The organism is Blautia sp. MSJ-9, from assembly GCF_018919065.1.
Classification (GTDB): Bacteria; Bacillota; Clostridia; order Lachnospirales; family Lachnospiraceae; genus Blautia_A.
Map to the genome: position 1 here is coordinate 55,809 of NZ_JAHLQG010000004.1, position 16,365 is coordinate 72,173.

Consider the following 16,365-nt stretch of genomic DNA (forward strand, 5'->3'; position numbering starts at 1 on the left):
TATTCAAAAATATCAATTAAGTAATGTTTACGGTAAAAAAATTTCATGTTATCATAATTCTATCACAATAGAAAATATAGTGCGAAACTATATTTGACGGATACAGAGCGGAAAATGTATGAAGAGTAATAGATTTCTGTATAATCTAAATATATGGAATTCTGAGAAAGAAGGTGTGTATTATGGCACGGACTGTTGGAATTGGACATCAGGATTATGAAACAGTAAGAATGAAGAATACTTTTTATATAGATAAAACAAGTCTGATACGTGAATGGTGGGAAAATGAAGATGCTGTAACTCTCATTGCCCGTCCACGGCGTTTTGGAAAGACGTTAAATATGAGTATGCTGGAAAAATTTTTTTCTGTTGAATATGCAGGACGGTCGGAGCTTTTTGAAGGACTGGATGTATGGAAAGATGAAAAATACAGAGAATTGCAGGGGAAATATCCGGTTATTTTTATCAGTTTTGCGAGCGTAAAAGAGAATACGTTTGAACAGGCAAGAGAGAGTATTTATCGTATCCTGATAGACGTTTATAATAAAAATCAGTTTCTGCTGAAAAGTGGATTGCTCGAGGAAGAGGAAAAGCGTTATTTCATGAATATATCTACTGATATGAGTGAAACGGATGCGACGATATCTCTTCATAAAATGTCAGATTTTCTGTCCAGATATTATAAACAAAAAGTAATTATTTTACTGGATGAGTATGATACTCCCATGCAGGAAGCTTATGTGAATGGATATTGGGATAAGATTGTTTCTTTTATACGTGTTTTATTTAATTCCACTTTTAAAACGAATCCATATCTGGAACGCGCAATTATGACAGGTATTACCAGAGTAAGTAAAGAATCTATTTTTTCTGATCTGAACAATCTGGAAGTTGTTACAACTACTTCTGAGAAATATGCAGATAAGTTTGGATTTACAGAAGCAGAAGTAGTACAGGCATTAGATGAATATGGACTTGACGAGAGAAAAGCGGAAGTGAAACAATGGTATGATGGATTTACTTTTGGCAATAAGAAGGATATTTATAATCCGTGGTCAATCATCAATTATCTGGATAAGAAAAAGGTGGCACCATACTGGGCAAATACCAGCAGCAACAGTCTTGCCGGAACTGTGATAAGGGAAGGAAACGTACAGACAAAAGAAGCTTTTGAGACACTTCTCAGAGGGGACTCCATTATAACAGAACTGGATGAGCAGATTGTATATGGACAACTGGATCTGGATGAAGATGCAATCTGGGCGCTTCTGGTAGCCAGCGGATATCTGAAGGTAAAACGACATTGGATAGATGCTTCGCAGTTTGGAAGCTGGAAACAGCTATATGAACTGGAACTGACAAATTTTGAGGTCAGAGTTACGTTTGCAAATATCGTCCGGGGATGGTTCGCACAGGCGTCAGGGGACTATAATGCTTTTATCAAAGCTCTTTTGAACGATGATACAGAAGCAATGAATGCTTATATGAACCGTGTATCTCAGCGTATATTCAGCACATTTGATGTGGGGAAAAAACCTTCTGAACAGTCAGAACCAGAGCGCTTTTATCATGGATTTGTACTTGGTTTGATGGTAGAACTGATAGACCAGTATGAGGTAAAATCGAATCGTGAGAGTGGATTCGGCAGATATGATGTAGTTCTGAAACCGAGAGATATACGAAAAAAAGCTATGATTCTGGAATTTAAAGTTTTTAATCCGAATAAGGAAACTGTTCTGGAAGATACAGTTAAGAATGCTCTGAAGCAGATAAAAGAGAAAAATTATGCCGCTGAACTGCTTGAGGCGGGGATTGTAAAAGAGAATATAAAAATGTACGGATTTGCCTTTAAAGGGAAGAAAATATTGATATGTGGAGAATGAAAAAGTTCTTGACTTTTTCATCTGTAATTCGTATAATAACCAACGGTAAATTTAAGAAACAGATATTTGGTTTTATTGGAAACGGTACATCCTCCTGGATGGTTATGAACAACACAAATCTCTAATTTATGTTATTCACATACTATCTAAGGAGGATTTTTTATGCCTAAAAACAAGTTTCAGGAAGTTATTTTTACAATTATCATGGTGTTTGTAATGGTTTATGCCATGATCTGCTACAACATTGTACTGAATACAGGAACAATGGCAAATGAGACATTTCTGTTAGCTTTTCATGAATTAGCATTCATGGGACCGATCGCATTTGTTCTTGATTTCTTTATCGTCGGTGGTCTTGCAAAGAAGGTTGCGTTTGGCATTGTGGATATGAGAAGAGACAATCCATTCCACCTTGTACTTGCAATTTCAGCAGTGTCCGTAGCATTTATGTGCCCGTGTATGAGTTTTGCAGCAACTGTACTGATCAAACACGCACCAGTAAGCCAGATCATTCCGACATGGCTTCAGACAACAGCAATGAACTTCCCGATGGCATTCTTCTGGCAGATCTTTTACGCAGGTCCGTTTGTAAGATTCGTATTCGGAAAACTTTTCTCGGAAAAGGAAAAAGCAGCAGTTTCTGCAGAATAAGATAGTTACTTAATTGAATAAAGAAGTGGACGTTTTTTTGTCCGTTTAATAAAAGCAGTGTTCTGGATTTTCAGGGTGCTGCTTTTTTTGTGGCTTCATAGAGAAACGCTACATAGTAATTTTCTACCAGGATGTAAAAAGGGATTTTTCAGTGGAACTATTCCAAATGAAATGACAGGAGAATTTTAGGATATTGTCTGTTGTATAAAATTTAGAAAATTGTTAAAAAATTACTTTGTTGACAGAATAAGAAAGGGAGGATATTCTTAAAATATAAAGAATACAAGGGAGGAAAATGCTATGAAAAAAGTAATGAAAAAGGGGATGCTATGGTGCCTGATTTTGATGCTTGTTTTAACATTTCAGTCACTATCTGCCAGCGCTGCTACGAAGAAAGCAAACCTGAAAGCACCTACGGTATCTAATTGGAAGAAGACATGGGATGGAAGCTGGAACACGCCTAAGTCGGATGGAGTAGAGTATACGATTACCTGGAAGAAAGTTGCAGGAGCATCGGGATATCAGGTTAAGTATTCTCTAAAGGAAAGTGGAGTATGGACCAAGTATTATTTTACTTTAACTAAGAAATGTTCTTATTCGATAGCTGGTTCCAGCATGGATAAGTCCAAGGCCAGAGTCAGAGCATACAAGGTTGTAAACGGAAAGAAACAGTACGGACCATGGTCAAAAACAAAAGTGTCTGTAAAATGGTGGTAAAACATTAAGGGAAGAGGAAAAGAAAGAATGAATAAGATAAAAGTAAGAAAAAGTTGTCTGGCAGTTATTTTAGCATTTGTTATGCTTCTGGGTAATGTGTTACCGGTTTTTGCAGAAGGAACGGTTCAGATTAATAAAGATAGCATTACTATTAAATCTGGTGAAAATTATCAATTAAGTGTGACAGTCAATGGAGTTGAACAGAATGCTGCATGGGGAAGTTCAGACTCTTCCGTAGCAGAAGTAAATCAGGCGGGTCTTGTAACAGGAAAGGCAGCTGGTTCCGCAGTAATCACAGCTATGGTAAATGGTTCTACAATAGAATGTCTGGTGTCTGTTCTGAAGAAAACAGTCAGCACTACCAGCCGTTATAATGTCCTGATATTGGATGCATCAGGAAGTATGAAGGGAACTCCGGCAAGCGGACAGAAGACAGCGGCCAAACGTTTTTGCCAGAAAGTATTATCTACGGAAGGAAATAACTATGTGGCAGTAGTTGCATTGAACAGCTCTCCGATACTGGTACAGAATTTTACAGATAATTATAGTGTTCTGGATCAACGCATCAGTTCTATCACAGTGAATGGACACACAAACATGAATGCGGCATTGACAATTGCTGATAATCTGCTTAATGGTGTGAATAAAAGTGGAACTGTTTTAAAAAATATTGTTTTGTGTTCTGATGGTCTTCCAACTGTAGGAAAGCTGACAGCTTCTGGCAGATATAATTCCAGTGATCATAAATGGTATGGTTATGCAAATGCAGCGTATAATACTGCAAAAGTTTCAAAGAATAAGAACTATTTTGTTTATGCACTTGGATTTTTCCATAATTCTAAGGGGAACGATCTAAAATTTGGAAAGCGTCTGATGAAGGATCTGGCATCTAAGGACAAGTACTTCGTAATCCAGGACCCGGCAGATCTGGATCATGTTTTTGACAATATTGCAGATAATATTACAAAAACAACTATCAACAAGACCTCTCTGACGTTAACAGCAGGAAATACGTACCAGTTGAATGCGATGGTAAATGGCGTAACAAAAACTGCTACTTGGAGCAGCTCTGATTCATCTGTTGCTTCTGTAAACAGCAAGGGAAAAGTCACTGCAAAATTGGTGGGAAGTACAATAATTACCGCAGAATTAAATGATACAACTGTTACCTGCAAAGTCACGGTAAAACCTAAGATTACACTTAATAAAACAAAAGTGACTATTTATACAGGCGAGAAGCTTCAGTTAAAAGCTACTGTTAAGGGGAGTAACTCTTCCATAATATGGAAAAGTAGCAATTCTTCTGTAGCATCGGTATCTTCCGAGGGTGTGGTAAAAGCGAAGAAAGCCGGAAAAGTAACAGTTTCGGCATCTGCTGATGGAGTGTCTGCAAAGTGCGTGATCACAGTAAAGAAGTCAAAGCATCCAGTGTATTCTACATATTTTACTTTTAAACCGACATTGTATAAAACAGAGTATTCTATAATAACTATTGATGAGCAGGGACAGAGAGTTGTAGTAAATGATGATGCAGTCATTGAAAAGTGTGCAGTATATCTTCAGAAACGTGGAAATTATTATTATCGAACGATTGCCTTTAAAGGAACGAATGTAACTAGTGCAAAGCTTTCAGTTTATGCGGCATATAAGGGCCAAATAGTGGCAGATGGAATTAATATTGGAAGTGGATTAAGAAGTTGGAGAATGTATCAGGATTCTAAAGGTATCTGGAGCTGTTTAGGATGCTATGAAGTTGCCAAGGCAAGTGTGACAAATGCTAATGGAGATTTGCTGTCAAATATCAGAACAGGCATCCAGAGTTCCAATACAAAAGTATTCAGTAATCTGAATAAGATGAAAAAATGGCTTGCGCAATAAAATGACTGTTTCAGAAAATAATATTAAATATAGACAAGCAGGGAGGCAACGGTATGAAGAAAGTGGTAACTAAATATCTGGCGTTTATAATGGCGATATTATTGGCAATATCTATTCCAACATTACCTTATAAAGTACAGGCAGCAACAGCAAAAACACAGGCGCTAAAAGCGTACAATAAGTTGTTATCACAAAAAACAATTCCATGGGGAAATAATTTATATTACACAGCAGTTCCTGCGGATACATTATCTTTTACAACGGCATATATTGATAATGATTCAGTTCCGGAACTTATCATTATGAGCTCTGCGGTACGGCAACAGGCAGGGTTTGCATTATTATATACTTATAAAAATGGAAAATTACAGTTTGTAAGTAATATTGATATGAACGGAGATCTTTATTATTATAAGAAAAAGGGAATTCTTATAGACAGATATGTTCACAGAACTGAAGTAGATAAATATATGAAATTTTCAGGAACCAAGTTAACTCAAAAGTTAAGTTTCAATACATCGACTGTTGGAGTAAAATCCTATTATAAGTTTTTTAAATCAAATATAAGACCGGATGACAGTAAAGAAATCTCGAAAACGCAATTTGCAAAAGAGGTAAAAAAGTTAACTGGTGGGTCTAAAAAGTCAAAGATAGCAATGGAAGCATTAAAAAAGAATACAAACATAAACAGAACGAAATATTTAAAATAATTTTATGAAGTTTGTAATTACAGGAGAATATTTTTATCTAAAGGAGGTATTATGATATGAAAAAAGTACTGAAAAAGGGAATGTTATGGTGTCTGATATTGATGGTGATTTTTGCTTTTCAGCCATTGTCTGCCAGCGCTGCCACGAAAGTAAATCTGAAAGCGCCTACAGTATCTAACTGGAAGAAGACATGGGATGGAAACTGGAGCACACCTAAGGCGAATGGAGTGGCTTATACGATTACATGGAACAAAGTTTCCGGAGCTTCAGGATATCAGGTAAAAGTATCGACAAAAGAAGGAACATGGAGTTCATATCGCTATGTTTTAACCAAAAAACGTTCATACACAGAAGCAGGATCTACTGTTGAAAAGTCCAAGGCCAGAGTCAGAGCATACAAGGTTGTAAACGGAAAGAAACAGTATGGACCATGGTCAAAAACAAAAGTGTCTGTAAAATGGTGGTAAAACGGTAAGGTGAAGGGGAATAGGACAGTACTGGAGGAACTTGTTCATTTATAGATTATATGGTAATTTCAAATGCCGCCTCAGAGAAATATCTCTGCTGGCGGTATTCTGCGTGTTTCTTGACAACAGATAACAAGGGGATTATACTCAACAAAGTTGATATTCGGATTACTCAGCTAAATCAGGTGGGTGGAGAAGCAGAGGTATATGATTCAGGATATTTTGAAGAAATAGCAGGAGAACAAAATTTATGAATCCACAAAAGAATGGAGAGAAAAGCAAAATGGTGACAGGCACCATTGTAACGATCGCAGGCGGGATCCTCTGGGGCGTATCCGGTGTATGCGGACAGTACATGTTTCAAAACAAAGGAGTAACAGCTCCGTGGCTCGTGTCTGTGCGTCTGGTAGTAGCGGGACTTCTGATGCTATGTTATTATTTCCTTACAGACAGAGAGCAGACCCTGGCAATCTGGAAAAGTAAACGAGACAGACGTGATGTGATCATTTATGGACTGCTTGGGATGCTGCCATGCCAGTATGCATATTTCCAGACCATTGAATGGTCCAACGCAGGAACTGCTACGGTTATTCAGTACCTTGGACCTGCATTGATCGTCATATGGGTATGTTTTCGCACTAAAAGAATGCCGACTTTGCAGGAAATTACAGGTGTTATCCTTGCTGTGATTGGAGTATTTCTGATCGCAACTCATGGAAATCCGACAAGTCTGGCACTTTCCGGGCGTGCTCTGCTCATGGGACTTGCTTCTGCAGTATCAGTAGCTATTTATACATTGGAACCAGCCAGACTCCAGAAGAAATATGATACCCCTCTGATTCTGGCGTGGGGAATGACCATCGGCGGTGTTGCCCTGACTCTTATTTCACGTCCATGGACGGCTAAAGGGATTCAGGCAGATGCCGAAATGTTTGCGGCACTTGCATTTGTAATTGTTTTTGGAACGATGGCAGGATTTTCCCTGTATATGACAGGTGTAAAACTTATAGGTTCTGTAAAAGCCAGCCTGTATGCCTGCATGGAGCCAGTATCCTCCATGATTCTTACGGTTCTCTGGATGAAAGTAAACTTCACCACGCCGGATCTGATCGGAACCCTGCTTGTTATTGCTACGATTATTATTCTGGCGATTCCGACGAAGAAAAACCGGTAATCGAAACCTGATAATAAAAGGTGTTTTACAATTACACATTATTATACAGAGTATGCTATAATAAACTGTGTGTAATGGGGTACACATGGGGATGATTTTTTACAATAAAAACTGCCAGTATAGAAGCAGAGACTGCGCAGATAAACAGTAGGAGGTATTTCCAATGAGATTACAAAAAGTACAGGAAGCGTTAAACACAAAGAACATAAAATATGAGTACACAGAAGAGAATGGATGCGGAAGTCTCGACTTCATGTTTCGTGGTCTGAAATTTCACGTATGGGAATATGAAGACCGTGTCTGGGGCGCTGAAACCAATGTATTCGAAGCAGGCAGAAGCCAGGACATAGAAGGAGATTATGAAGAAACTATCTCCAACGAAATCCTCTCATGGCCGGATATGCTGCCTGGAATGTAATTGATTGTGTAAACTTAACGGAATCAGGCAATGATTTCTGTATTATCTGCTTGAAGGGAAGTGGAGATTACGAAGAAAAGTAGGATCAGACAAATAGTAATAATGACAGGTGTTGTAGCTATCTGTATGTTTTCAAATATTACTGCAGCAGAAATCCATGCAGCGGAAGTAGCGGGTCCGCCAAGACCTGCATCCTTGGCGGTTACAGCGACACCAAAGCCAACGACAACACCAAAGCCAACTGCAACACCAAAACCAACAGCAACACCAGAACCGACGGCAACACCGGAGCCAACAGCAACTCCTGAGGCAGCAGACCAAGATACGTCAGATCAGGGAACCCTGAGCAAACCAAACCATCCAGATACAATTTCCGCAGACAAACTTGTATTCATCGGAGACTCCAGAACAGAAGGGCTCAGAGATGCAGTAAATGACGACAGCGTCTGGTCCTGTCTTTCTTCTATGGGCTATGACTGGATGGTATCTACAGGCGTACCGCAGGTAGAAGATCAGATAGAAGACAACACTGCGGTCATTATTCTGATGGGCGTCAATGACCTTTATCAGGTAAACAACTACATCAGCTATATCAATTCCAAAGCTGCCGAATGGTCCAACCGCGGAGCCCAGACCTACTTTGTATCCGTAGGTCCGGTACAGAACGACCCTTATTGCAGTAACGCAGAAATTGAGAGTTTTAATGCCGCAATGCAGGCAAATCTTATCGGCGTTACCTATATAGATATTTACTCCCATCTGGTGTCTAATGGTTTTTCAACTGTAGACGGAACACACTATCCGGATAGTGTATCCATAGATATTTATAATTATATTCTGGATCATCTGGAAGAGCAGAGAAGCGGAATTTGGGGATGATAGAGTTTCTTTAAATAGAGTAATGAATAAAGCGATATATGTACAATATTAAAAACCGAAATTCACTATGGCCTGGTGTACCAACAAGATTTCCTAAAAGATTTTTACTTCAAAAATCTTTTTGTTGGTATACTGATGAAGTGAATTTCGGTTTTTGCTATATAATTTTGCCTGAATTATCGATGTATTTTAGGGAAAAGGTTATTGACTGAGCGACTATCAGGATTATCAATCTGTCTCCGTAACTGTAATTTCTTTCTGGAAATCTTTTGTATAATGAATTTCATAATCAGAAGTCACAAAGAATGCCTGTACGTCATCTAAAGATTCTGCCAGTTTCATCCCGTTTTCAAGTCCAAGCGCAAAACAGGTTGTACTCAGTGCATCTCCATCTACAGACTGATCAGAAATGATTGTAACTGCGATCAACCCGTTATCATAAGGATATCCAGTTTTAGGATTCAGCAAATGGTGATACAAAGTCCCATCTTGCTCAAAGCATCTCTCGTAAACTCCGGAAGAAACAACGGATTTATCTTTAATATCCATAACAGCAATGGTCTCACTGCGGTCTGCAAATGGTTTCTGAATCCCGATTTTAAAAGAAGAATCATCTGGTTTTCCGCCGATACAGAGAACATTTCCGCCAAGATTAATGATCGCACTCTTTACATTCTGAGAAACCAGATAATCTTTTAAACGGTCCGCGATATATCCTTTTGCAATCGCACCAAGTTCGATGGCAGTATCATCCGTTTTTAATGTAACTTCATTATTATCATTAACAGAAACATTTCGATAATCACATTTTGACAATGCCTCCTGGATTAGCTTATCCTCCGGCACCTGCGGATTTTCAGCAGTGAAATCCCACAGAGAAGTCAGTGGCTCGATTGCAATATCAAAAGCCCCCTCAGATAATTCCGAATAGGAAAGACCCTTCTTGATCAATTCCGCCAGAGAATCCGATACCTGAAAAGTATCCTTAGTTCCACTTACAGGTGTAAGTCCCCTGTGATTTAACTTATACAGTTCACTGTCACTGGCAGTACGGCTGAAGATTTTTTCGTATTTATCGCACAGATTCATACATTCCGTGAGCAGCTCCCGGTTCTGAGAATCATAGATAGTAACAGTGACAGCTGTATTCAATTTGATCGCAGTAGCGGAAATAGGTTCCTGCGATTTCGTATCTGTAGTTCCTGTCGCATTTTTTAAAGAACATCCGGAAAAAGCAGCTGAAGATAGTAACAGAGATGTGACCAGTATGGAAAAAGTACAGTGTTTTATTATTTTTTTAATGGATATATGATATAATGTCATAAAAGTAACCTCGTTTTATAAAACTGAGAGGCTCAAGCCTCTAAATGAAAATAATTTATCATTATAAGAACAAGCTTTAGTATATCAGAAAAGAGAGAACAAAACCATCTTTTCGGAAAGGAGATTTTAAATGGGAAGCTATTTAAATCCTGGAACAATAGAGTTTCAGGAAAGCCTTAATTCAGAAATCTATATAGATAAAACCGGCCTGATCGATAAAACAAATGCACTTCTGCGTACCAAACAGAAATTTATTTGTATCAGCCGGCCGAGAAGATTTGGAAAATCCATGGCAGCAGATATGCTGGCAGCATATTATGAACGTGGTGAAGATTCGGAAAAATTATTCGCTGGTCTGGCGATCAGCAGAGCTGAATCATTTTATAAACATTTGAATCAGTATGATGTACTAAAGATAAATATGCAGGAATTCTTAAGTGAATCACAGAATATAGATGAAATGCTTCAGATGTTGAAGAAATATCTTATTTTTGATCTGAAAGAATGCTATGAACAGGTTTGTTTTCGGGATGAAGAAAATCTGGTGCAGGTAATGAAAGATATTTATACCTGTACGAAACATTCATTTGTAATCCTGATTGATGAATGGGATTGTCTTTTCAGAGAATATAAAGAAGATAAGGAATCGCAGAGAAAATATCTTGATTTTCTAAGAGCCTGGCTTAAGGATAAGGCTTATGTAGCGCTGGCATATATGACGGGTATTCTTCCGATAAAGAAATACGGTTCTCATTCTGCGCTGAATATGTTTACGGAATATTCTATGACGGATCCTGGAAATATGGCAGAATATTTCGGATTTACAGAGCAGGAAGTAAAAGGTTTATGCGAAAAATATTCCATGAATTTTGAAGAAGCAAGAGCGTGGTATAATGGCTATCATCTTATTACACATAGCCAGAGTGGTGATCGAAAGTATTCCATATATAATCCGAAATCCGTTGTAGAATCTATGCTTCGTCATAAATTTGGAACTTATTGGAATCAGACAGAAACATATGAAGCACTCAAAATTTATATTCAGATAAATATGGATGGATTAAAAGATGCAGTAATTGAAATGCTGGGAGGTGGAAGCGTCCGGATCAATATAGGCACCTTCGGTAATGATATGACCACCTTTGCAAACAGGGATGATATTCTTACTTTGCTTGTGCATTTGGGATATCTGACTTATGACAGTGAGCTTGAAACGGTATCTGTTCCAGACCGGGAAGTAGCGCAGGAATATGTAAATGCCATTACAACTATGGACTGGCATGAAGTGACAGAGTCTATACAGGAGTCACGAAAATTGCTGGAAGCATTGTGGAATCTGGATGGAGATGCGGTAGCCAGGGGGATTGACAAAGCACATAAAGAAATTTCTATTTTGCAGTATAATGATGAAAATTCTCTGAGCTGCACGGTACATCTGGCATTTTATTTTGCAAGAGAATATTATACGATAGTACGCGAACTACCCACAGGAAAAGGTTATGCTGATATCTGTTTTATTCCAAGAAAATTGTATGCAGATAAGCCGGCAGTAGTGATCGAATTAAAGTGGGACAAGAGTGCAGAAGGTGCGATTGCACAGATAAAAAATAAAGAATATGTAGAAGCACTGAAAGATTATCATGGAAATCTGCTTCTGGCAGGGATTAATTATGACAAAAAAGAGAAAGAACATACATGTGTGATTGAACAGTTGGTATATTAGAACTTGAACAGGAGGAACAGATTATGTCCGATGCAGTAAACTGCGAATATTGTGTAAATTACAGTTATGACGATGATTACGAGTGCTATACCTGCGAGGTAAATCTTGATGAGGATGAAATGGTGAAGTTTATTACCGGAAATTTTCATCAGTGTCCATATTTCAAAATGGGTGATGAATACCGTATCGTACGTAAACAGATGTAGAAAAACATAAAAATTTCCCCTTTTGTAAAATGCTTTCATGCATTATAATAGGGGAACAGCAAAACCGGTACAATTTGCCAGATGTACCGAAGAGCATAAGCAATTCAGAACATACTCATGCCCCAATCCCTCAGTGGAATAATAGCATGTGGACAGTAACATGAATATACAATAAAGAGAAGAGAGGAAACAAGATAATGGAAAACGTTTATATCATGGACCACCCGCTGATCCAGCACAAAATTTCTATGCTGAGAAACAAGAATACAGGAACAAATGAATTCCGTAAACTGGTAGAGGAAATCGGAATCCTTATGGGATACGAAGCCCTCAGAGACCTTCCTGTAGAAGACGTAGAAGTAGAAACTCCGATTGAAACCTGCATGACACCAATGATCTCCGGCAAGAAACTGGCAATTATTCCGGTTCTCCGCGCTGGACTTGGAATGGTAAACAGCATCCTTACTCTTGTGCCGTCTGCCAAAGTAGGTCACGTAGGACTTTACCGTGATCCTGAAACACATGAACCGCATGAATACTATTGCAAACTTCCGGAATCTATTGATGAACGTATCGCAGTCATTGTAGACCCGATGCTTGCAACCGGCGGTTCCGCAGAAGCAGCCATTGACTTCGTTAAGAAACAAGGTGGAAAGAATATCAAATTCATGTGCATCATTGCAGCACCGGAAGGACTGAAACGCCTCCACGAAGCACATCCGGATGTCCAGATCTACTGTGGACACCTTGATCGAGAATTAAATGATCATGCTTATATCTGCCCGGGACTTGGAGATGCCGGTGACAGAATTTTTGGGACAAAGTAATTTAAAAATTCTGAAAACATATAGGAATATAGTATCTGGAAAAGCAGTGGAACGAAAAAGCATAGATGTGTTTTTAAAAGATATTAAAAAAATTGAAAAAACACAGAAAAATGCTTGACAAGTATATTTTTGTATGCTATTCTATGTAAGAACGCTGCCGAAGACAGTAGGTGCCGTAAGGCATAAGTTGCAAACGCCTACCGAGGACTAAGTATTCTTTAATGTTTATGAAAGATTACGCAAGCCTTACTGTCATGCAGTGAGGCTTTTTCTTTACTCATTTGCAGCGGTATACAAAATCTATAAGGAGGTGTACCATTTCATGGCAAAAGTAGAACTTAAACAACCGATCGTAGAAGAAATCATCAACAACGTGAAAGAGGCAGAATCTGTAGTACTTGTTAACTACAGTGGTCTTACAGTTGAACAGGATACTGCTTTACGTAAGGAATTAAGAGAAGCTGGTGTTGTATACAAAGTATACAAGAACACAATGATGCATCGTGCATTCGAAGGTACTCAGTGCGAAGAACTTATCCAGCACTTACATGGAACAAACGCTCTGGCAATCTCTGCTACAGACGCAACTGCTCCTGCAAGAATCCTTGATAAATTCGCAAAGAAGAACCCGGCTTTAGAGTTAATCGCAGGTGTCGTTGAAGGAAACTACAACGATCAGGCAGGTATTCAGGCACTGGCTGGAATCCCGTCCAGAGAAGAACTTCTTGGCAAACTGCTTGGAAGCATCCAGTCTCCGATTACAAACTTCGCTCGTGTGCTTAATCAGATCGCTGAGAAAAACGGCTCTGAAGCAGCAGCTGAATAATTTTTATTAACGCCTAAGGGCACAAAAAAGAACGAATCTAAAATAATATTATATGGAGGGAAATTAAAATGGCAAAATTAACAACAGAAGAATTTATTGCAGCAATCAAAGAATTATCTGTATTAGAATTAAACGACTTAGTAAAAGCTTGTGAAGAAGAATTTGGTGTATCCGCAGCAGCAGGTGTTGTAGTAGCAGCAGCTGGAGCAGCTGGAGAAGCAGCTGAAGAAAAAGATGAGTTCGACGTAGAACTTGCAGAAGTTGGACCAAACAAAGTTAAAGTTATCAAAGTTGTTCGTGAAGTAACTGGCTTAGGTCTTAAAGAAGCTAAAGAAATGGTTGACGGAGCTCCTAAGGTTGTTAAAGAAGGCGCATCCAAAGCAGAAGCTGAAGACATCAAGACAAAACTTGAAGCTGAAGGCGCTAAGGTTAACCTTAAATAATTGTCTTTCTATTATATATAGAAGATTTACAAGCAGGAATGCCGTTGGTGTTCCTGCTTTTTTTACAGAGCTGGAGGACTACAGATGATGAACAGAAAAGCAGCAGGAATATTCAGTATCATTATGGCGGTACAGCTTTGTCTGATCCCATATGCAGGCACAGACGTACAGGCTGCTCAATCAGAGGAACAATTGTTTGATGATTCATCAGAGGGTGTCGCGGCTTTCGGAGATGACTCAGCCCCAGATGTGCAGTCAGCAGAGAATCCTGCGGAAAATGAATCAGCAGAAGAATTTGGTGATGACGAAGGCTTCGGAGACGGAGAAGTGGAAACTTTTTCTGATGAAAATCCGGATCAGTCTGAGAAAAATATGCAGGAACTTGTGCTGAATGTACAAGATGGAGAGGATCTCACAGAGAAATTGAACGCATTGTTGACAGAAGCCAGCGAGAAAGCATCCGATGAAAAACCATGCAAGGTTGTTATACCGGCCGGAAGTTATACACTTACGGGAACTCTGCATATGTACAGTAATATTTATCTGTATGCAGAAGGGGCGATCATAACCAAAATTTCTCCACGGAAAGAAATTCTGCTCCGTCTGGGAAATTCCCAGACGTCAGCGGGCGGTTATGACGGCTATCATAACATAACCATTGAAGGCGGAACGTGGGATGCGAACTATGAATGTGTAGAGGACAAAGAAGGTTCTGGCGGTTTTGTTGGTTTTCGAATCGGACACGCTACAAATGTTACAATAAAGAATGTCACATTTCTTAACAATCTCAAATCGCATTTTCTGGAGTTTGCAGGGGTAAAGAATGCAGAGGTTACTGGATGTACATTCCGGGGCTACTGGAAGGATTTTGAAGGTGGTGGTCAGGAATGCATTCAGATCGATGCATGCATGCCGAGAATTTTTCCAGGCTATCTGCCATATGACGGAAGTGTCTGTGAGAATATTGTGATAAAGAACAACACATTTGAAGATGTATTTGCCGGAATCGGAAGTCACAGTATGATGTTCGACAGACCGTATAAGAACATCACAATCTGTGATAATCAGTTCTCCAATCTGAAAAAGAGAGCAGTATGGTGCCTGAACTACCAGGATACAGTGGTAACAGGAAACACTATGAATGATGTTGGCGGAGGTGTTTATGTGCGTTCCGTTTATACCAGAAATGCACATACAGCCAGTGGGCAGGAGGTATCTTCGGAAGGGAATCAGTATGCAGAGAATATTCTGATCGCTGACAACCAGATCACAGTGAAGGAGCCGACAGTCATAGACGATAAACAGTGGGACGGATATGGTATCTGGATTTCCGGTGAGGTATCGCAGGGATCTGCGGGAGAAATTATTCCAACGGAGGATGATGATCCGGAGAATACAGCCAGTCCTGCTACAAATGGAGTGCCGGTAGGAAGATATATTGTACGTGGTGTTATTGCCAGAAATAATACGATCAGCGGAAATTGTGATGGAATTAAGATTTCGCTGGCCGAGAACTGTACATGCAGAGGAAATACCATAAAGCTTTCAGAAAATCATACATACAATAATATGGGAATCAGTGTGGTCAAGGGCAGTAATATCAGATTATCCTATAATAATATTTCCGGTGGAAACGGATATGGAATCTATGCGGTCGGGACAGATGCTTCCGGGAAATCCTGCCTGATTTATGGGAATGCAGTTTCTGGATTTGAAAAGGATGGAATTTATGTGGGCCGTTTTGCTTCAGGAAGCCGGATTGAAAGAAATAAGATCAGTGCAAATGCGAAGAATGGTATATTTGTAAAACATACAGGAAAAAGTATCATTAATGGCAATTACACATTTAAAAATAAAGAAAGAGGTATACTTTTGCAGAAATGTGAATCTGCAGATGTAACAGATAATTTTTCATCCGGAAATGGTATGAATGGAATTGAACTTAATGTAAAGAGTAACAAATCCAGGGTACAGGGAAATATCTGTGGCGCCAATAAGAAATCAGGTCTGCGTGTTGCAAATTCAAAAGAGATTACTGTAGATGGAAATTCTTTTCGGAGTAATAAAATATACGCAGCAGAATTCAGCAATTCCCGTATCAGCAGTTATAAAAGCAACAGCTTTGATGGAAATGGGAACTCAAACCGTATTCGCATAAAGAACAGTAAAATGCCAGAAAAATAGTCAGATCCGGAAATATGGATTACAGAAAAAAGAGTTATTGAAAAAAATAGCATTAC

16 protein-coding genes and 1 other annotated feature are annotated in these 16,365 nt (G+C 39.0%); of the genes, 15 read left to right on the forward strand and 1 reads right to left on the reverse strand.

The window, feature by feature from the left end:
• The first annotated feature begins 182 nt into the window (after positions 1-182).
• From KQI87_RS00965 to KQI87_RS01005, 9 genes are all read left to right on the forward strand, one after another.
• Positions 183-1,883: an AAA family ATPase gene (locus tag KQI87_RS00965; protein ID WP_216458514.1), complete on the forward strand. Its 1,701-nt coding sequence runs from the start codon at positions 183-185 to the stop codon at positions 1,881-1,883.
• 162 nt (positions 1,884-2,045) lie between these two features.
• Entirely contained in the window at positions 2,046-2,534 is a 489-nt protein-coding gene (locus tag KQI87_RS00970; protein WP_216458515.1) for a DUF2798 domain-containing protein, read from the forward strand.
• Between the two features lie 300 nt (positions 2,535-2,834).
• Positions 2,835-3,251, forward strand: a complete 417-nt coding sequence (locus KQI87_RS00975; protein ID WP_216458516.1) for a hypothetical protein — start codon at positions 2,835-2,837, stop codon at positions 3,249-3,251.
• Positions 3,252-3,278: 27 nt separating this feature from the next.
• Positions 3,279-5,129 carry an Ig-like domain-containing protein gene (locus tag KQI87_RS00980; protein WP_216458517.1) on the forward strand — a complete coding sequence of 617 codons (1,851 nt, stop codon included), beginning with the start codon at positions 3,279-3,281 and terminating at the stop codon, positions 5,127-5,129.
• A 53-nt stretch (positions 5,130-5,182) separates the two neighbouring features.
• Positions 5,183-5,839 carry a hypothetical protein gene (locus tag KQI87_RS00985; RefSeq protein WP_216458518.1) on the forward strand — a complete coding sequence of 219 codons (657 nt, stop codon included), beginning with the start codon at positions 5,183-5,185 and terminating at the stop codon, positions 5,837-5,839.
• 56 nt (positions 5,840-5,895) lie between these two features.
• Positions 5,896-6,306, forward strand: a complete 411-nt coding sequence (locus KQI87_RS00990) for a hypothetical protein (protein ID WP_216458519.1) — start codon at positions 5,896-5,898, stop codon at positions 6,304-6,306.
• A 250-nt stretch (positions 6,307-6,556) separates the two neighbouring features.
• The gene (locus KQI87_RS00995) at positions 6,557-7,480 is read left to right on the forward strand and encodes a DMT family transporter (RefSeq protein WP_216458520.1); all 924 of its coding nucleotides are present in this window, start codon (positions 6,557-6,559) and stop codon (positions 7,478-7,480) included.
• Positions 7,481-7,643: 163 nt separating this feature from the next.
• Entirely contained in the window at positions 7,644-7,898 is a 255-nt protein-coding gene (locus KQI87_RS01000) for a kinase (protein WP_216458521.1), read from the forward strand.
• A gap of 126 nt (positions 7,899-8,024) precedes the next feature.
• The gene (locus tag KQI87_RS01005) at positions 8,025-8,777 is read left to right on the forward strand and encodes an SGNH/GDSL hydrolase family protein (protein WP_216458522.1); all 753 of its coding nucleotides are present in this window, start codon (positions 8,025-8,027) and stop codon (positions 8,775-8,777) included.
• Positions 8,778-9,005: 228 nt separating this feature from the next.
• On the opposite strand, the gene KQI87_RS01010 is transcribed toward KQI87_RS01005, so the two are convergent.
• Positions 9,006-10,100, reverse strand: coding sequence for an FAD:protein FMN transferase (locus KQI87_RS01010; RefSeq protein WP_216458523.1), 1,095 nt, complete (start codon positions 10,098-10,100; stop codon positions 9,006-9,008).
• Positions 10,101-10,230: 130 nt separating this feature from the next.
• On the opposite strand from KQI87_RS01010, the gene KQI87_RS01015 reads away from it, so the two are divergent.
• The 6 genes from KQI87_RS01015 (at position 10,231) to KQI87_RS01040 (ending at position 16,309) form a co-directional block, all read left to right on the forward strand.
• Positions 10,231-11,823 (forward strand): AAA family ATPase, encoded by a 1,593-nt coding sequence (locus KQI87_RS01015; protein WP_216458524.1) that lies wholly within the window; start codon positions 10,231-10,233, stop codon positions 11,821-11,823.
• 23 nt (positions 11,824-11,846) lie between these two features.
• Positions 11,847-12,029 carry a DUF6472 family protein gene (locus KQI87_RS01020; protein WP_117674964.1) on the forward strand — a complete coding sequence of 61 codons (183 nt, stop codon included), beginning with the start codon at positions 11,847-11,849 and terminating at the stop codon, positions 12,027-12,029.
• Positions 12,030-12,226: 197 nt separating this feature from the next.
• Positions 12,227-12,856: a uracil phosphoribosyltransferase gene (gene upp / locus KQI87_RS01025; RefSeq protein ID WP_216458525.1), complete on the forward strand. Its 630-nt coding sequence runs from the start codon at positions 12,227-12,229 to the stop codon at positions 12,854-12,856.
• A 139-nt stretch (positions 12,857-12,995) separates the two neighbouring features.
• Positions 12,996-13,137, forward strand: a sequence feature (ribosomal protein L10 leader region).
• Positions 13,138-13,178: 41 nt separating this feature from the next.
• Positions 13,179-13,682, forward strand: coding sequence for a 50S ribosomal protein L10 (gene rplJ / locus KQI87_RS01030; protein ID WP_216458526.1), 504 nt, complete (start codon positions 13,179-13,181; stop codon positions 13,680-13,682).
• A gap of 68 nt (positions 13,683-13,750) precedes the next feature.
• Complete coding sequence (rplL, locus tag KQI87_RS01035) at positions 13,751-14,125, forward strand: 50S ribosomal protein L7/L12 (RefSeq protein WP_019163102.1); 375 nt, start codon at positions 13,751-13,753, stop codon at positions 14,123-14,125.
• An 84-nt stretch (positions 14,126-14,209) separates the two neighbouring features.
• Complete coding sequence (locus KQI87_RS01040; RefSeq protein ID WP_216458527.1) at positions 14,210-16,309, forward strand: right-handed parallel beta-helix repeat-containing protein; 2,100 nt, start codon at positions 14,210-14,212, stop codon at positions 16,307-16,309.
• The last annotated feature ends 56 nt before the right edge of the window (positions 16,310-16,365 follow it).